Genomic DNA, 17,285 nt, shown 5'->3' with positions numbered 1-17,285 from the left:
CCTGCCCCCGCCTCAGCACTGCCAGCCGCGGCCCCAGCCCCAGCCCCAGCCCCAGCCCCAGCGTCTTGCCCGCACCTCACGTCAGGCCCCGCACCTCGGCCGTGCCGCTCCGATGTCGGGGAATCTTCCACTCTCGCGGAAGCTCTGTGGACATCGCCTGACGAGTGGGGTGCTCCGCAGACCGCGCATGCTCCAGCCGGCGGAGGAAGCGCTCCGGGTGGCGGTAGTCGTCGACACTCGCCCTCAGCACCGTCCACCCGAGCTGATGCAGCACCTCGTTCTTGTGCAGGTCTCGGCGCCACTGCCGGGCCTCGGTACGGTGCCCGTCGCCGTCGTACTCGATCGCGACCATCCATTGCTCGTACGCCATGTCGATGACGAACATCTGCCCGGTCGCAGGATCGCTGACCTGCAGGTTCATCGTGGGGCACGGAAATCCCGCGGCGGTCAGGAGCAGGCGGAACCGACTCTCCATGGGAGACCACACCCGTTCCCGAGCCTGCGCCACCGCCGCTCGCAGCCGGGCACTGCCGGGCCCTCGCAACGACTCGGCTTCCTCCCTGACCCGCTCAAGCGGCCGGTCCAACAAGGCTCCCCTGCCCTGTGAGACGAGGGCATCGACGCAGGCGACGAGGTCGGGATGGGTGAGCCGCGGCGCCAGGTCGCGCAGGGTCGAGACCGGGTCGGTCAGCCAGAGCCCTCGGAGAGGCACCGGCTCCCGGTCTCCCTCGGCCGCGTGGACGACGACGAGATTGCCGGCGGTGCGAGGAGCGCCCCCCGGGCCCCGACAGTGCAGGGCCGCGCCGCCAGCGTGCGTCATGGGGATCGGCAGCGGGAATCTCAGCAGCTCGGCCGCTGTCTGATGGCTGATCAGGCATCCCGGACGCAGCGTCTCCTGCAGCACCCGGGCGATCTCGCCGAGCGTCGGAAGCGCATCGCTGCGTGCCCAGAACCCGGGCAGGACCCGAGTCATCTTCGCCGAGGCAATCTGCCTGGGGTGCATACCCGCGCCCAGGAGCGTCGCACTGGCGTAGATCGCGCCGCGGCGGAGATCCTCTGGGCGAACGGCCATGGACGCACCGTAGGCACGACGACGCGGTATGGCCGATGCCTCGACGCGTCGGTGGACGACGAGCCCGTGTGGAGGACTGGCGCCGCTAGGGCAGCACGGCGATGTCCGAGAACCTTCCACTCAGGTGGAAGAAACCCGGACGTCGCGGAGGCCGTCCTGCCAGCGCCGATGAGCTGCAGGGGGCGCACGGGTCGTGCAGACGGCGATGCCCGGGAATCTTCCCCTCACGTGGAAGATTCCCGGGCATCGAAGGCGGAACGGCGCCAGGGGCAGGTGAAGGGCCGGGCCGGCGCCGGGCGGGCGGGAGTCAGCGGCCGCCGAGGAGCTTCTGCATCTCCGGGGGTAGCTGGCTGGGGTCGAGGTCGGAGAGGTCGGGGGTGCCCTGCTGGGCGTTCCCGCCGCCGAAGGCCGAGCCGCCGCCGTTCGAGGCCCGCTCGGCGGCCTTCTTCTCCGCCTCGGCCGCCTCGCGCGCGGCCTTCGCGGGGTTCTTCGACTTCGCCTTCTTGCCGCGCTGCGCCGGGGCCTGCTGACGCCCCTTGGACTTCTTGCCCATGCCCATGCCGGGTCCGCCGGGCATCCCCGGCATGCCGCCGCCGGCCATGCCCTTGCCCATGCTGCGCATCATCTGCTGGGCCTGCTTGAAGCGCTCGAGGAGCTGGTTGACCTGCTGCACCGTGGAGCCGGAGCCCTTGGCGATGCGGGAGCGGCGGGAGCCGTTGATGAGCTTCGGCTCGCGGCGCTCGGCCGGGGTCATGGAGCGGATGATCGCCTCGACCCGGCCGATCTCGGCCTCGTCGAAGTTCTCCAGCTGCTCGCGGTACTGCCCCATGTTCGGCAGCATGCCCAGCATCTTCTTGATGGAGCCCATGTTCTTGAGCTGCTGCATCTGGGCCAGGAAGTCGTCGAGGGTGAAGTCCTCGCCGGAGGCCAGCTTCTGGGCGGCCTTCTCGGCCTCCGCCTGGTCGAAGTTCTTCTCCGCCTGCTCGATCAGGGTGAGCACGTCGCCCATGTCGAGGATGCGGTTGGCCATGCGGTCCGGGTGGAAGCGCTCGAAGTCGTCCAGGCCCTCACCGGTGGAGGCGAACAGGATGGGGCGCTCGGTGACGCCGGTGATCGACAGGGCCGCGCCGCCGCGGGCGTCGCCGTCCAGCTTGGAGAGCACGACGCCGGAGAAGCCCACGCCGTCGCGGAAGGCCTCGGCGACGCGGGCGGCGTCCTGGCCGATCATCGCGTCGACCACGAACAGGGTCTCGTCGGGGTGCACGGCGTCGCGGATGTCGCGCGCCTGCTGCATCATCTCCTCGTCGATGCCGAGGCGACCGGCGGTGTCGACGATGACCACGTCGTGCTGCTGGAACTGCGCGGTGGAGACGCCGTTCATCGCGACCAGCACGGGGTTGCCGACGCCGTTGCCCGGCTCGGGGGCGAAGACCGGCACGCCGGCGCGCTCGCCGACGATCTGCAGCTGGTTGACGGCGTTGGGGCGCTGGAGGTCGGCCGCGACCAGCAGCGGGGTGTGGCCCTCGGACTTCATCCAGCGGGCGAGCTTGCCGGCCAGGGTGGTCTTGCCGGCGCCCTGCAGGCCGGCCAGCATGATCACGGTGGGCGGGTTCTTCGCCCAGTGCAGCTCGCCGGTGGCGCCGCCGAGCACGCCGACCAGCTCGTCGTTGACGATCTTCACGACCTGCTGGGCCGGGTTCAGGGCCTTGGAGACCTCCTCGCCCAGGGCCCGCTCCCGGACGCGACCGGTGAAGTCGCGCACGACGGAGACCGCGACGTCGGCGTCGAGCAGCGCGCGCCGGATCTCGCGGATGGTCTTGTCGACGTCCGCCTCGGAGAGACGGCCGTGACCGCGCAGCCCCTTCAGGGAGGCTGTGATGCGATCGGAGAGGTTGTTGAACACGGAGCGATTCCCCTCGGTGGTGTGGACCGCACCAGTGTAGTGGCCGGGTCGGCGCCGCCCCAGGACGCCCGGGGAGAGAACGCCCACGCCCGTCCGCGGGCACCGGTCCGACGACGCGATCCGGCACGGGCATCGGCGTTCGCCGGCCTCCGCCGCCCGACGGCTCAGGTGGCGGCGGCGTCCATCAGGGCGGCGATGATGCGGCCGACGGTGGGTGCGTCCAGGGCCCTCCCCCGCGCATCGGTCAGGTAGAGCACGTCGATGGCGCGCTGGCCGAGGGTCATCACATGGGCGCTGCGCACCTGCAGCCGGTGCAGGGTGATGGTCTCGGCGACGTCCGCCAGCAGGCTGGGGCGGTTGCGGGCGTTGACCTGCACCACCGTCGCCTCGGAGGAGGCGCCCGGCAGCAGCGTGACCACGGGGGTGTCGTCGGTGGTGCGGGGCGGCTCGGCGGGCTCCAGCTCCAGCACCCGGGCGTCGGCGCGGTCGCGGTGGGCCAGTTCGCGGTCCAGGGCGGTGCGCAGGGCGCTGGGGTGGGGCAGGTCGTCCTGGGTGCCGGAGACCCACCAGGTGTTCACGGCCACGCCCTCCATGGTCACCACCACGGCGGAGCGGACGTCGATGCGCTGACGGGCCAGCACCCGGGCCATCGCCGCGAACACCCCGGCGCCGTCGGGAGCGCCGAGGCAGATCTGGGAGATGGGCTCGTCCTCGGTGGGGGCCGGGTAGAGCACCTGGGCGCTGTCCGAACGCCGCACGGCGGCGAGCACAGCCTCCTGGGCGGAGCGCTGCGGGGCCAGCAGCAGGCGCGGCGCGGGGGCGGTGCCGGTGAGCTTGTCCCTGGCCAGGGCGGTGAGGTGGTCCACCAGGGCGGAGCGCCAGGAGGACCAGGCGGCGGGACCGGCGGCGATCGCGTCGGCCTCGGTGAGGGCGCGCAGCATCTCCAGGATCAGCGGGTCGAAGCGCACCGCGGCCAGCAGCTCCTGCAGGGTGGCCGGGTCGGCCAGGTCCCGCCCGGTGGCCAGCGAGACCAGGGTGAGGTGCTCGCGGACCAGGGTGGAGATGGTGCGCACGTCGGTGTCGTCGAAGCCGAGGTGGCGGGCGGCCTCCGCGGCCAGCGGGGCACCCTCGGCGGAATGGTCGCGGGCGTCGGCGCGCTTGCCGAGGTCGTGCAGCAGGGCGGTGACCAGCAGCAGGTCGGGGCGCTGCACCCGAGGCAGGAAGCGCTGGACCTCCTTGACGGTCTCCAGCTGGTGGCGGTCCACGGTGAAGCGGTGGACGGCGGAGCGCTGCGGGCGGTTGCGCACCGCGTCCCAGCCCGGCACCCAGCGGGCGAAGATGCCCTTGATGTCCAGCGCCTCGTACACCTCGGCGATGTGCTCCCCGGCGAGGGCGTCGACCAGGGTGTCGCGCTGGGCGGGGGTGAAGGGGACGATGGGCGCCTCGGCCATGCGGGCCAGGGTCGCGTCGGCGAGGGGCAGCCCGCGGGTGGCGGCGTGGCGGACCGCGGCGAGGTCCCGCAGCGGGTCGTCCTCGCGGGGGTCGACGGAGACCTCCCCGCTTTGCACGAGCACGCCGTGTCCGTGGCGGGTGATGGCGGGGCGACGGTCGGTGCCCTGGCCGCGGGTGCCGGAGCCGCCGCGGGCCGCGGCCGCCTCGGCGGCGCGGATGGTGCGGTGCAGCTCCCAGCTCACGGAGCGGGAGGCCTCGGCGAGCACGGCGAGGTGGTCGTCGGCGGTGTCGTGGCCGGTGAGCGCGGCGACGGCGTCCTGGTCGGCGCGGCCCAGGCGGGTGCCGGAGCGGCCGGTGACGGCCTGCAGCGCGTCGCGGGCGTCGCACAGGGTGCGGGCGGCGGCGTCGACCACCGCGTGGTCGTGGTCGGCGAGCCAGCTCTCGGCGATCGCGCGGATCACGGTGACGTCGCGCAGGCCACCGCGGTCGGACTTCAGGTTCGGCTCGGTGGAGTGCGCCAGCGGCCCGTAGCGGTTGGAGCGGTCCGCGGCGAGCTCCACCAGCTCGCCGATGCGGCGACGGGCGCCGCGGCGCCACTGGTCGCGCACCCGCCGGGCGGCGTCGCTGACCAGCTCGGCGTCGCCCACGACCAGCCGAAGGTCCAGCAGGGACACGGCGGCGCGGAGGTCGTCGCGGGCCACCTGCTCGCACTCGAGGGGGCTGCGCAGGGCGTGGTCCAGGGAGGTGCCGGAGTCCCAGATCGGGTACCAGAGGGCGCTGGCGAGGCGGGAGGTCTCCTCGCGACCGAGCTGGTCGGGGTCCACCAGCAGCACCAGGTCCAGGTCGCTGCCGGGGCCGAGGTCGCGCCGCCCCAGGGAGCCGATCGCGGCCAGGGCGGCCCCGGACGCCGGGGCGCCGGCCCCCTGCCAGAGCCCGATCAGCCAGTCATCGACGAGCGATGCCTGATCGAGCCTGCGCTGGGGGCCGGCGTGGGCGTCCGCGAAGCCGGCGTGGAGGACCTGGGTCAGCCGGCGGCCGGGAAGCTCCTCAGAGGGCATCCGTGTCCCGTTCACCGGTGCGGACCCGGACCACGGTGCCGACCTCGGTGCTCCAGACCTTGCCGTCGCCGATGCGTCCGGTGCGGGACGCGGCGACCACGAGGTCGATGATGTCCTTCTCGTCGGCGTCGTCGGCGAGCACCTCGACCTTCACCTTGGGGATGGTGTCGATGGTGTACTCGGCGCCGCGGTAGACCTCGGTGTGGCCGCCCTGGCGGCCGTAGCCGGCGACCTCGGTGATGGTGATGCCGCTGACCCCGTACTCGCGCAGGGAGTCGGTGACGCCCTGCAGGGCGTGCGGCTGGATGATGGCGGTGATGAGCTTCATCGGGCGTCTCCTGCGGTCGCGGCCGGGGTCTCGGCGCGGGTGGGGGTGGCGGGCGCGGGACGGGCGGCGCCGCGGTCGCGTCGGGTGAGGGATCCCCCGGCCAGATCGTAGCCGGACTCGGCGTGGTGGGTGATGTCGATGCCCGCCACCTCGTCGTTCTCGGGGATCCTCCAGCCCATGACGGCCTTGAGGACCAGGGCGAGGATCGTGGTGAGCACGCCGGAGTAGATCATCGCGGAGAGCGCGACCAGGATCTGCACGATCAGCAGGCTGACGCCGCCGCCGAAGGTCAGGCCGCCGTCGGTGGCGAGGACGCCGATGAGGATGGTGCCGACGAGGCCCCCGACCAGGTGCACGCCGACCACGTCGAGCGAGTCGTCGATCCCGAAGCGGTACTTGAGCCCCACGGCGAGGGCGCAGCAGATGCCGGCGATCAGGCCGATCACGATGGAGGTGACCGGGTTCAGGGCGGCGGCCGCCGGGGTGATGGCGACCAGGCCCGCGACCACGCCGGAGGCGGCGCCGAGGCTGGTGACGTGCTTGTCGCGGATCTTCTCCACCAGGGCCCAGCCGAGCATCGCGCCGGCGGTGGCGACGGTGGTGTTCACCCAGGCCAGACCCGCGGTGGCGTCGGCGGTGCCGGCGGAGCCGGCGTTGAAGCCGAACCAGCCGAACCACAGCAGGGCTGCGCCGAGCATGACCAGCGGCAGGTTGTGGGGCTTCATCGGCTCCTTGCCGAAGCCGCGGCGGGCGCCGACGATGACGGCGAGCACGAGGCCGGCGATGCCGGCGTTGATGTGGACCACGGTGCCGCCGGCGAAGTCGACGGGCTCGGCGATCGAGGCGAAGACTCCGTCGCCGCCCAGCAGGCCGCCGCCCCAGACCATGTGGCACAGGGGTGCGTAGACCAGCAGCACCCACACCGCGGCGAAGACCATCCAGGTGCCGAGCTTGATGCGGTCGGCCACGGCGCCGGAGATGATGGCGGTGGAGATGATCGCGAACGTCATCTGGAAGCCGGCGGCCACCAGGAAGGGCACGCCGCTGCCGGCGAGGATGGACTGCTCGTCGGTGCCGTTGAGGCCGAAGAACTCCAGCGGGTTGCCGAACAGCATGCCGATGTCGCTGCCGAAGGCGATCGAGTAGCCGCCGAGCACCCAGGCGATGGCGACGACGCCCATCGAGGTGAACGACATCAGCATCATGTTGAGGACGGTGCGGGCGCGCACCATGCCTCCGTAGAACAGGGACAGGCCGGGGGTCATCAGCAGCACGAGGGACGCGCTCATGAGGATCCAGGCGGTCGCCCCCGTGTCGAGGGTGAAGGGCTCCATGTCGGCTCCTGGGTGGGAGGGGCGGCGGGCACGGCGGGCCGTGCGCGGCCGTCCGACCGGGGTGGTCGTGCGCTCATCGTCCGAGCAGAAGGCCCCCTCCCGCATGCCGGGAGGGGGCCGTGACCATTCCGTGATGGGGCAGGTCGCAGGGTGGACGTTCCGGGGTGGCGGTGGACACGATCCCGGTGGCGATCCGGGGAGGAGAGTCCGGTTCCTCCGGGTTCGCCTCGACGCCGGCGGTCTCAGGCGTCCAGCAGGGCGTCCACGAAACCGTGGGGGTCGAAGGGCGTGAGGTCGTCCATGCCCTCGCCGAGTCCGACCATCTTCACCGGCACCCCGAGCTCCCGCTGCACGTTGACGACGATGCCGCCCTTGGCGGTGCCGTCGAGCTTGGTGAGCACGATGCCGGTGACGTCGACGGCCTCGCGGAAGACGCGGGCCTGCTGCATGCCGTTCTGGCCGGTGGTAGCGTCCAGCACCAGCAGCACCTCGGCGACGTGGTCGCCGTGCAGGCCCTTCTCGGCGACGCGGCGCACCTTGCCGAGCTCGTCCATCAGGCCCTTCTTGTTCTGCAGGCGGCCGGCGGTGTCGATGATGACGACGTCGACCTGCTGCTCGATGCCCTGCTTGACGGCGTCGAAGGCGACGGCGGCGGGGTCGGCGCCGTCGCGGTCGGCGCGCACGGTGTCCACGCCGACGCGGGCGCCCCAGGTGGCGAGCTGGTCGGCGGCGGCAGCGCGGAAGGTGTCGGCGGCGCCGAGCACGACGGTGCGCTCGGCGGCGACCAGCACCCGGGCGAGCTTGCCGACGGTGGTGGTCTTGCCGGTGCCGTTGACGCCGACCATGAGCGCGACCGAGGGGACGGTGGTGCCGTCGGGGGCGGTGCGGGAGGTGGCGGCGAGGCGGCGGTCCAGGGAGGGGTCGACGAGGGAGACGAGCTCCTCGCGCAGCACCTCGCGCACGGCGGCGGGGTCGTCGGTGCCGAGCACCTGGATGCGGCGACGGAGGTTCCCCAGCAGCTCGTCGGTGGCGTCGGGGCCGAGGTCCGCGAGCAGCAGGGTCTCTTCGATCTCGTCCCAGGTGTCCTCGTCCACGGTGGAGCGGGTGAGCAGGCCGAGGATGCCGCGGCCGAGGGAGCCGGAGCGCGCCAGGCGCTCGCGCAGGCGCACCATGCGGTCGGCGGGGGCTTCGGGGGTGTCCAGCGCCGGGGCGGCGGGGGCCTGCTCGGTGGTGGTGGCGTCCGCCGGGGCGGCCTCGGCCGGCGGGGCCGTGTCCGCGGGGGCGGTGTCCGCGGGGATGGTGTCCGCAGGGACCGCGGCGGGGGAGGTCTCCTCGACGGGCGGAGCGGCCGCGGCCTCGGGAGCGGCGGTCCCGGCGGCGGTCTCGGCCTGATCCTCGGGGCCGCGCACGACGGGGCGCTCCGCGGCCGCCGGGGCGTCCTCGGGCGCGGCGGGGGTGACGGGCTGTGCCTCGGGGGCTGAGGCGGGCGCCTGCTCCTCGACGGTCGCCGTGCCGTCCGCGGAAGCCGCATCGGGCTCCCGACTCGGGGCGGGGGCAGAGAGGGTGTCGGCCCAGGTGGGAGCCGCGGGGCGCTCCTTGACGGCGGTCGCGGTGCCGCCGGACTCCTGCTCACCGGACGGTCCGGTCTGCTGCTGCTCGGTGTCGTCGGAGGAGCGGCGGTGGCGACCGCGGAAGCCGTACCAGGCGCCGGCGCCCATCACCAGCAGGGCGCCGCCGCCGCCCGCGACGAGCGCAAGGATGTCGTTCGGATCCACGGGTCACCTCCGGGGTCGGGGACGCCGCAGCCGCGGCGAGGTCAGCCGACAGTCTAGGGGGCGTCCCGGCCCCGGACCTGTGGGGAGGACCCGCCCGGTATGCCCGCTCCCCGGCGACGGGTCCGTGCCGGGACGGCGGGGGCGCTCAGGGGCGGCCGGTGCGGGAGCGGTGGCGCTCGGCGCTGCGGGCGGCGGTGCGCTGCTGTTGGTGGCGCTGGGCCCGCCGGAGGGGGTCGTCCCCCTGCTCGTCCCGCATGTTCGGCAGGGCCACGACGGCGACGATCCCCACCGCGACCACGAGGGCCAGCAGCAGGAACACGACGGTGACGAGGCTCAGGGGCATGGGCACATTGTGCACCGAGCGGACGCGCAGCGCGGGAGGCGGTGGACGACGCGGCGTGGTGCGATCGGGATCACGTCGCCGCCCGCCCATCGAGCGGCCCAGGACGGGGCGACCCCGTCCTGCGGACAGGACGGGGTCGCGCGGAGAATGGCGGGGATCAGCCCAGCTCGGGGAACCAGATCGCGATCTCGCGGGCGGCGGACTCCTCGGAATCGGAGCCGTGCACGAGGTTCTGGATCACCGGCAGGTCGCGCTCACGGGCGAGGTCGCCGCGGATCGAGCCGGGCGCGGCGGCGGTGGGGTTGGTGGCGCCGGCCAGGGAGCGGAAGCCGGCGATGACTCCCTCGCCCTCGACGACGATCGCGACCAGCGGAGCGGAGCCCATGTACTCGACGAGGCCGGGGTAGAAGGGCTTGCCCTCGTGCTCGGCGTAGTGCGCGGCGAGCTCCTCGGCGGTGGCGGTGCGCTGGACCAGGGCCACGATGTCGTAGTCCTTGGCCTCGATACGGCGGATGATCTCCCCGCGCAGGCCGCGCTGGACGGCGTCGGGCTTGAGCAGGACGAGGGTGCGCTGAGCGGTCATGCCCCCACTGTATCCAGAGGAACCGGGCGCCCCGCACGCCGGCCCCGGCGCGGTCGGGTGCTCAGGGGTCCGGCGCTCAGGGCTCGCGGCGGTAAGTGCGGGGGTCACGCTGCGGGTCCTCGGCGGCGATCTGCTCCTCGGAGCGCGGGTCCTCGACCCGCTCCCCCGCGGCCTCCTCGGCGGCCAGCACCCGGGCGTCCACGGCGTCCTTCTCCGCGTCGAAGCGGTGCCCCGCGATCACGCCGTAGACGTAGAGCGCGGCGAAGGCGCCGCCGATCAGCCACATGGCCGGCACCTGCAGGCCCAGCAGCACCACGGGGATCTGCAGCACCATGCCGAGCAGGTAGGTCCAGGCGCCGCCGCGGCGCAGCATCCCGGCGCAGGCCAGCAGGGCGAGGCCGGTGCCGAGGCCCCATACCCAGGTCAGGGAGCGCTGGTCTGGCACGAGCTGGTGGGCGACGAGCACCGCGAAGAACACGACCAGTGCCTCGACCACCAGGGTGGTGGAGGAGAACATGCGCTGCGCGCCGTGCGGACGGGGCGAGGGGGTGAGGGCGCCGCGGCGGACCCGCTCGCGGCCGGTGGGCTTGGCGCTCATCACTCGCCCTCCGCGCCGAGCAGGTCGCGGACCTCCGCGGCCAGGGTCACGGAGCCGGCGGCGACGACCCCGCCGAACTGATCGCCGTCGCTCTCGGCGAGGTCGACGGCCACCTGGATGGCGTCGGGCAGGGCGGCCACCTCGAGCACCCGGTCCTCGTCGGCGAAGACGTCGCGGGCGATCTCGGCGAGCTGGTCGGCGGGGATGGCGCGCGGCGAGGAGGAGCGGGTGATGACGACGTGGTCCAGCAGCGGCTCGAGCACGGCGAGGATCTGTTCGGCATCCTTCTCCTCCAGGATGCCGACCAGGCCCACGGTGCGGGTGAAGCGGAAGTTCTCGCGCACCGTCTCCACCAGGGTGAGGGCCCCGGCGGGGTTGTGGGCCGCGTCGACGATGACGGTGGGCGACTGCCGCACCACCTCGGCGCGGCCCGGGGAGGTGACGGTGTCGAGCGCCGCGGAGAGCAGCTCCCCGTCCAGCGCGCGCTCCCCGTCGCCCAGCATGGCCTCGGCGGCGGCGACGGCCATCAGCGCGTTGTCGGCCTGGTGGGCGCCGAGCAGGGAGAGGAACACCTCCTCATAGCGGCCGGCGATGCCCTGCAGGGTCAGCAGCTGCCCGCCGACGCCGGGGGTGCGGGCGATGACGCCGATCTGCTCGTCCTGGAAGGCGACCTCGGCTCCGAGTGCGGCGATGCGCTCGCGCAAGACCATCGCGGCGTCCTCCTCGCCCTGGACGGCGATCACGGCGGTGGCGCGCTGGGTGAGGATGCCGGCCTTCTCCCCCGCGATCTCGGCGATGGTGTCGCCGAGGTACTCCTGGTGGTCCAGGCCGATGGGGGTGATGACGGTGACGTCGGGGTCGACCACGCCGGTGGCGTCCCAGGTGCCGCCCATCCCGGTCTCGACGACGGCGACGTCGACGGGCGCCGAGGCGAAGGCCTGGAAGGCCATCGCGGTGAGCATCTCGAAGTAGGTCAGGCGCACGCCGCCCGCGGCGAGGGACTCGGCGTCGACCATCTCGGCGAAGGGCAGCACGTCCTCGTAGGCCTGTACGAAGCCCTCCTCGTCGATGGGTTCGCCGTCGATGGCGATCCGCTCGGCGGGGCTGCGCAGGTGGGGGCTGGTGGTGCGGCCGGTGCGGAGCCCGGCCTCCCGCAGGATCCGCTCGAGGATGCGGGCGGTGGTGGTCTTGCCGTTGGTGCCGGCGATGCGGACGCTGCGGTAGGAGTTCTGCGGGTCGCCCATCAGCTCCATCAGCCGGGTGATGCGGCCGAGGTCGGGGGCGATCCGGTTCTCGGGGGCCCGCTCCAGCAGGGCGGCGTAGACCTCACGCAGCCGGGGGGACAGCTCCGGACGGGACGGACGAGGCACAAGGGCTCCTGGGAACGGATGGGGCGGGGCGCGGGCCAGTCTACGAGCCGGGCCTGGGCGCGGTCCCTCCCCATCGCGGGGCCGTCCCCCAGGGGTGACGAGGGCCGCTCCCCGTCCCGGCGGGTCCTTATGCTCCGGGCCATGGGGAACCGGAGGACGAAGGGCGGGAGGGGGCGAGCGGACGCGGACGCCGCTCTCGTCCTGCCGCGCCCGAGGCAGCGCGGGGCGGACGCATGAGCGGCGTCGCGACCCCGGGCTTCTGGGGCATGGACACGGCCCGGGTGCAGGAGGCGGCCGAGGCCTGGGGTCGCGCCGCGGAGGTCGTCGCGGCACTGCGGGACCGCCTCGCGCGACGCCTGACGGGGACGGCCTGGCACGGGGCCGACGCCGAGGCCCTGCGCGGACGGTGGTGGAAGCAGGAGGCGCCGGTACTGGACGCGCTGGGGCACGAACTCGCCGATCTCGCCGCCGGGCTGCGGGAGCACGCCGCGCAGCAGGACGAGACCTCCGCCGTCCCGGCCGCCGCCTCGGCTCCGGTGCTCGGCGGAGCCATGGCAGCACCGGCCGGCGCTCGGGCGGCGGGGCCGTCGCCGACCGCGCCGTCGCCCGCCAGACCACAGTCGACCGCTCCCCCGCCGACCCTGCCCACGCCCGCGGCCGCCCTCCCGCAGGCCTCCCCCGGGTACCTCCACCGGGACGCGCTCTGGCTGCCCGACGGGGTGGAGGCGCCGCTGGAACTGGCGGGGTCTCACCTGGCCGGGCACGTCGCCGAACGCCTCGACCGAGGACTGGCGACGCAGGTCGGGCTGCTGAGCGCGGGCGGGGAGCTGCTGGGCCTGTGGACCGCGGACCTCGGCCAGCTCGAGGGCGACGCGTCCCATCTGGGTGATCTGGTCGAGGCGTGGGCCAGCGGGCAGCGGGTGCCGACGGTCGCCGAGCTGGGGGCGGCGGGCCTGGTGACGACGGGCTCCGCGGCAGTGGTCGGGATGGAGGCGCTGACCGGGCGGGATTCGCCGCTGCTGGACGACCGCCCCGGCGGCCGGCTCACGGACGTGCGGATCACCTCCGGTGGGACGGCGCCGCAGGACCTGGTGGACCTGGTGCTCGGCAACGACGCCCTGCGCGTGCCCAATCCGGAGGGCGATGCCCTGGCCGCCGGGAACATCGGCGTGCAGACCCTGCGCCCGGCGGACGGCGGGGAGCCGGTGTTCCTGGTGCAGGTGCCGCCCACCGAGGGCGCCCGGATCTGGGAGGCGCCCGGAGCCTGGGGCCAGCAGGGCGCTTCCCGGGACTGGGCCTCGAACCTGCGCATGGTGGCCGGGCAGGACACGGCGGCGATGGACGACGTGCGCGCCGCGATGCAGGTGGCCGGGGTGCCTGCCGGCTCCCGGGTGATGCTGGTGGGGCACTCGCAGGGCGGGATCGTCGCCGCGCGGCTCGCCGCCGACCCGACCTTCAACGCACCTGACGGTGCGTCGGGAGGGTACGAGGTGACGCACGTGCTCAGCTACGGCTCCCCCGTGCAGACGGTGATCCCGGCCCGGGCCGACACCGCCACGCTGAACGTCTCCCACGCCCCGGGGCTTGCCGGGCTCGGGATCGCCGGGGACCCGGTGCCGCTGCTGGACCTGCAGGGGATCGGCGTCGACGGCAGTCTGCCGGTGGGCTCCCGACACGCGGAGGTGGTGCTGCCCGGCTACCCGAGCGACGTGGCCGGGTGGCTGCCCGCCAACCATGACGCCACCGGGGCCGGGGACGACCCCGTCGGCGGCTACGCCGGCTCGATCGCGCGCGCCGCCCGCACCGACCCGGACCTCGTCACGCTGCAGGCCGAACTGGAGGGCACCTACCTCGGGCCCGGGGTGCTGGTGGAGGAATCGGCGGTGGTCACCGTCGGCCGCGGAGCGGTGGGCAGCGGATGAGCGCCGAGGACGGGGCGAAGGAGTCGGCAGCTGACGTCCCGTGGTGGACGTCAGCCGCCGACAGGTCGGGACCGGGCGGGGCCGGCCTGGCCAGGCCCTGTCGTCCCCGCCTCCCGATCAGGCCTTGGCGACGGAGAGGCGGACGGTGCCGCCGGTGACCTTCTCCTCGGCGCGGTGGGCACCCGCGGCGGGCTCGGCCGGCACCTCGATCACGCGGGCCAGCACCTCCCCAGCCACCAGCTCGCGATGCGCCTCGACGGCGGCGACCACCTCCGGGTCCCCGGCGACGGTCAGCACGATGCGGTCCGAGACGTCCAGCCCGGCCTCGCGGCGGGCCGCCTGGATCGCGCGGATCACATCACGAGCGGTGCCCTCGGCGGCCAGCTCGGGGGTGACCCGGGTGTCGAGCACCAGGAAGTCCCCGCCGCGCAGCACGCCCACGGCGCGCCCCTCCAGGGCGGCGGACTCCCCCGCCACCAGGTCCAGCGAGAACTCGCTCGCGGCCAGCTCCAGGCCGCCCGCGGTGACGGTGCCGTCCTCGGCCACGGACCAGTCGCCGGACTTGGCGCCCTGGATGGCCTGCTGCACCTGCTTGCCCAGCCGCGGCCCGGCGGCGCGGGCGTTGACGGACAGCCGCTGCTCGACGCCCATGCCCTGTGCCTCGGGGCTGGCCACGTCCAGCAGGCGCACGGCCTTGACGTTCAGCTCCTCGGCGATGATCTCGACGAAGGGCTCGAGCTGGCCGGGGTCGTGGTGGACCACGGTCAGCTCGGCGAGCGGCAGGCGGGCGCGCAGGCCCTCCTTCTTGCGCAGCGCGTTGCCGGCGCTGGCCACCACGCGCACCTGCTCCATCGCGGCGACCAGGGCGTCGTCGGCGGGGAACAGCTCGGCGTCGGGCCAATCGGTCAGGTGCACGGAGCGGCCGCCGGTGAGCTGCTGCCAGATCTCCTCGGTCACCATCGGCAGCAGCGGGGCCGCCACCCGGCAGAGGGTCTCCAGGCAGGTGGCGAGCACGTCGATGGCCTGCTCCTCGCCCTCCCAGAAGCGGTCGCGGGAGCGGCGCACGTACCAGTTGGTGAGCATGTCCAGGTAGCCCTGGATGTCCTCGGCGGCGTCGGCGATGGCGAGCTCGCGGAAGTGGGCGCCGGCCTCGCGCACCAGCTGCCCGGTGCGGGCCAGCAGGTAGCGGTCCATCACGGCGGTGGACTCGTGGCGGTCCTCGCCGAGGTACCCGGCGGGGCGGCCCTCGGCGTCCTTCTCGCCGGCCGCGTTGGCGTACATGGCGAGGAAGGACCACACGTTCCACAGCGGAAGCACGGTCTGGCGGACGGCGTCGCGGATCTTCGGCTCGTCGACCACCAGGTTGCCGCCGCGCAGGATCGGCGAGGACATCAGGAACCAGCGCATCGCGTCGGCCCCGTAGAGGTCGAACATCTCCCGCACGTCCGGGTAGTTGCGCAGGGACTTGGACATCTTCTGCCCGTCCTCGCCCAGCACGATGCCGTGGCAGATCACGCTGGAGAAGGCGGGCCGGTCGAACAGCGCGGTGGACAGCACGTGCATCACGTAGAACCAGCCGCGGGTCTGCCCGATGTACTCGACGATGAAGTCGGCCGGGTTGTGCCCCTCGAACCACTCGGTGTTCTCGAAGGGGTAGTGGACCTGCGCGAAGGGCATCGAGCCGGAGTCGAACCAGACGTCGAACACGTCGGTGACGCGGCGCATGGTGGAGTTCCCGGTGGGGTCGTCCGGGTTGGGGCGGGTCAGCTCGTCGATGTAGGGACGGTGCAGGTTCACCTCCCCGAGCTCGTCGGTGGGGACCCGCCCGAAGTCGGCCTCCATCTCGGCGAGGGAGCCGTAGACGTCGGTGCGGGGGTGGGCGGGGTCGTCGCTCTGCCACACCGGGATGGGGGTGCCGAAGTAGCGGTTGCGGGAGATGGCCCAGTCGCGGGCGCCCTCCAACCAGCGGCCGAACTGGCCGTCCTTGACATTCCCGGGCACCCAGTCGATCTGCTGGTTCAGCTCCAGCATCCGCTCGCGCTGGTCGGCGACCTTCACGAACCAGGAGCCGACGGCCTTGTAGATCAGCGGGTTCCGGCAGCGCCAGCAGTGCGGGTAGGAGTGCACGTAGCTGGTCTCGGCGAACAGCCGGCCCATCCGCTGCAGGTTACGGATGATCGGGCGGTTGGCCTCGAAGACCTGCAGCCCGGTGATCTCGTCCAGGGCGGTGCCGCGGAAGTAGTCCAGGAACTGGGCGGCCTCGTCGACGGAGACGATGACGGGGATGCCGTAGGCGGCGTTGACCTTCTGGTCCTCCTCGCCGTAGGCGGTGGCCTGGTGGACCACGCCGGTGCCGTCGGTGGTGGAGACGTAGTCGGCGACCACGACGACCCAGGCGTTCTGGGTGCCCCACTGCTCGCGGTCGGCGGAGTACACGTCCCACAGCGGCCGGTAGGCCAGGTACTCCAGCTCGGCGCCGCTGTAGCGCCTCTCCCCCGCGGCGGCGAGCGCGGCCTCACCGTCGCCGCCGTAGCCGAGGTTCGTGGCGTGAGCGGCGACCAGGTCGGCGGCGAGCAGGAAGGTGCCCTCACCGGCGGCGGTGCCATCGGCGGCGCCCTCGGGTCCGGCGGGCACGGTGACGTACTCGATCTCGGGGCCGACGGCGAGGGAGAAGTTGGTGGGCAGGGTCCAGGGGGTGGTGGTCCAGGCCAGGGCCTTCACACCCTCCAGCCCCAGCTGGGCGGCTTTGTCCCCCTCCAGCGGGAAGGTGGCGACGACGGAGGGGTCCTGCCGGTCCTGGTAGACGTCGTCGTCCATCCGCAGCTCGTGGGAGCTCAGCGGCGTCTGGTCCTTCCAGCAGTACGGCAGCACCGAGTAGCCCTCGTAGGCGCGGCCCTTGTCGTACAGGGTCTTGAAGGCCCACAGCACCGACTCCATGAAGGTGGGGTCGAGCGTCTTGTAGTCGTTCTCGAAGTCGACCCAGCGGGCCTGCCGGGTGACGTACTCCTCCCACTCCTTGGTGTACTTCAGCACCGAGGCGCGGGCGGCGGCGTTGAACTGCTCGATGCCCATCTGCTCGATCTCGGCCTTCTCGGTCATGCCGAGCTCCCGCATCGCCTCCAGCTCGGCGGGCAGGCCGTGGGTGTCCCAGCCGAAGCGACGGTCGACCTTCAGCCCGTCCATGGTGCGGAAGCGCGGCACCACGTCCTTGACGAAGCCGGTGAGCAGGTGGCCGTAGTGCGGCAGGCCGTTGGCGAAGGGCGGGCCGTCGTAGAAGACGAACTCCTCGGCGCCCTCGCGCTGCGCGATCGAGGCGCGGAAGGTGTCGTCGATGCGCCAGAACTCCAGCACCCGGTTCTCGAGCGCGGGGAGGTTCGGCGAGGGGACGAGGGCGGTGCCGGTGCGCGGGTACGCCATGACGAGGGGCCTCCGGGTGGGGCGGCGGGAGCGGGTCCCGCGACGGACAGGTCTGCTGCCCGAGGACGCTCCCGGCGGGCGGGGGCGCGGTACCACCTCGGTTGGGGCCCACGACGCCGGACGGACCGAC

Annotated in this window: 12 protein-coding genes; 1 reads left to right on the top strand and 11 read right to left on the bottom strand. The window is 73.5% G+C overall.

Translation table 11 applies throughout. The annotated features are described in order from the left end of the window. Nucleotides 1-76 precede the first annotated feature (76 nt). The 10 genes from OM98_RS15570 to OM98_RS07315 all read right to left on the bottom strand — a co-directional run bounded on the left by OM98_RS15570 (nt 77) and on the right by OM98_RS07315 (nt 11,816). On the bottom strand, nt 77-1,072 hold the full coding sequence (locus OM98_RS15570; RefSeq protein WP_010533960.1) for an endonuclease domain-containing protein: 996 nt from the start codon (nt 1,070-1,072) through the stop codon (nt 77-79). Nucleotides 1,073-1,379: 307 nt separating this feature from the next. Next, nucleotides 1,380-2,975 (bottom strand): signal recognition particle protein, encoded by a 1,596-nt coding sequence (gene ffh / locus OM98_RS07355; protein ID WP_010533959.1) that lies wholly within the window; start codon nt 2,973-2,975, stop codon nt 1,380-1,382. A gap of 164 nt (nt 2,976-3,139) precedes the next feature. After that, a complete protein-coding gene (locus tag OM98_RS16375) occupies nt 3,140-5,485 on the bottom strand; it encodes a [protein-PII] uridylyltransferase family protein (RefSeq protein WP_010533958.1) in 2,346 nt (781 codons plus the stop codon). Beyond that, nucleotides 5,475-5,813 carry a P-II family nitrogen regulator gene (locus tag OM98_RS07345; protein WP_010533957.1) on the bottom strand — a complete coding sequence of 113 codons (339 nt, stop codon included), beginning with the start codon at nt 5,811-5,813 and terminating at the stop codon, nt 5,475-5,477. Before OM98_RS07345 ends, OM98_RS16375 begins: the two co-directional genes overlap by 11 nt. Then, entirely contained in the window at nt 5,810-7,147 is a 1,338-nt protein-coding gene (locus tag OM98_RS07340) for an ammonium transporter (RefSeq protein WP_010533956.1), read from the bottom strand. Before OM98_RS07340 ends, OM98_RS07345 begins: the two co-directional genes overlap by 4 nt. Before the next feature lie 242 nt (nt 7,148-7,389). Then, nucleotides 7,390-8,922 (bottom strand): signal recognition particle-docking protein FtsY, encoded by a 1,533-nt coding sequence (gene ftsY, locus OM98_RS07335; protein ID WP_010533955.1) that lies wholly within the window; start codon nt 8,920-8,922, stop codon nt 7,390-7,392. Between the two features lie 145 nt (nt 8,923-9,067). Beyond that, complete coding sequence (locus OM98_RS07330; RefSeq protein WP_010533954.1) at nt 9,068-9,265, bottom strand: hypothetical protein; 198 nt, start codon at nt 9,263-9,265, stop codon at nt 9,068-9,070. A 157-nt stretch (nt 9,266-9,422) separates the two neighbouring features. Then, nucleotides 9,423-9,848, bottom strand: a complete 426-nt coding sequence (gene ndk, locus OM98_RS07325) for a nucleoside-diphosphate kinase (RefSeq protein ID WP_010533953.1) — start codon at nt 9,846-9,848, stop codon at nt 9,423-9,425. A 76-nt stretch (nt 9,849-9,924) separates the two neighbouring features. Beyond that, complete coding sequence (locus OM98_RS07320; RefSeq protein ID WP_010533952.1) at nt 9,925-10,446, bottom strand: DUF4233 domain-containing protein; 522 nt, start codon at nt 10,444-10,446, stop codon at nt 9,925-9,927. Continuing rightward, the gene (locus tag OM98_RS07315; RefSeq protein WP_010533951.1) at nt 10,446-11,816 is read right to left on the bottom strand and encodes a bifunctional folylpolyglutamate synthase/dihydrofolate synthase; all 1,371 of its coding nucleotides are present in this window, start codon (nt 11,814-11,816) and stop codon (nt 10,446-10,448) included. Before OM98_RS07315 ends, OM98_RS07320 begins: the two co-directional genes overlap by 1 nt. A 233-nt stretch (nt 11,817-12,049) precedes the next feature. On the opposite strand from OM98_RS07315, the gene OM98_RS07305 reads away from it, so the two are divergent. Then, on the top strand, nt 12,050-13,738 hold the full coding sequence (locus OM98_RS07305; protein WP_010533949.1) for a WXG100 family type VII secretion target: 1,689 nt from the start codon (nt 12,050-12,052) through the stop codon (nt 13,736-13,738). Between the two features lie 117 nt (nt 13,739-13,855). Here the strand turns inward: OM98_RS07305 and ileS are convergent, their stop codons facing one another. Next, nucleotides 13,856-17,155 (bottom strand): isoleucine--tRNA ligase, encoded by a 3,300-nt coding sequence (gene ileS, locus OM98_RS07300; RefSeq protein WP_010533948.1) that lies wholly within the window; start codon nt 17,153-17,155, stop codon nt 13,856-13,858. Nucleotides 17,156-17,285: the final 130 nt, after the last annotated feature.

Source organism: Brachybacterium squillarum M-6-3 (assembly GCF_000225825.1).
Classification (GTDB): domain Bacteria; phylum Actinomycetota; class Actinomycetes; order Actinomycetales; family Dermabacteraceae; genus Brachybacterium; species Brachybacterium squillarum.
The sequence above is the reverse complement of the archived record's forward strand: the minus strand, read 5'-3'. Positions and strand labels throughout refer to the sequence as shown.

Bases quoted from the DNA above. Each gene is read 5' to 3' on its own strand.
- ndk (WP_010533953.1), bottom strand. From the start codon at position 9,848: ATGACCGCTCAGCGCACCCTCGTCCTGCTCAAGCCCGACGCCGTCCAG.
- OM98_RS07345 (WP_010533957.1), bottom strand. From the start codon at position 5,813: ATGAAGCTCATCACCGCCATCATCCAGCCGCACGCCCTGCAGGGCGTC.
- OM98_RS07320 (WP_010533952.1), bottom strand. From the start codon at position 10,446: ATGAGCGCCAAGCCCACCGGCCGCGAGCGGGTCCGCCGCGGCGCCCTC.
- OM98_RS15570 (WP_010533960.1), bottom strand. From the start codon at position 1,072: ATGGCCGTTCGCCCAGAGGATCTCCGCCGCGGCGCGATCTACGCCAGT.
- OM98_RS07340 (WP_010533956.1), bottom strand. From the start codon at position 7,147: ATGGAGCCCTTCACCCTCGACACGGGGGCGACCGCCTGGATCCTCATG.
- OM98_RS16375 (WP_010533958.1), bottom strand. From the start codon at position 5,485: ATGCCCTCTGAGGAGCTTCCCGGCCGCCGGCTGACCCAGGTCCTCCAC.
- OM98_RS07305 (WP_010533949.1), top strand. From the start codon at position 12,050: ATGAGCGGCGTCGCGACCCCGGGCTTCTGGGGCATGGACACGGCCCGG.
- OM98_RS07330 (WP_010533954.1), bottom strand. From the start codon at position 9,265: ATGCCCCTGAGCCTCGTCACCGTCGTGTTCCTGCTGCTGGCCCTCGTG.
- ileS (WP_010533948.1), bottom strand. From the start codon at position 17,155: ATGGCGTACCCGCGCACCGGCACCGCCCTCGTCCCCTCGCCGAACCTC.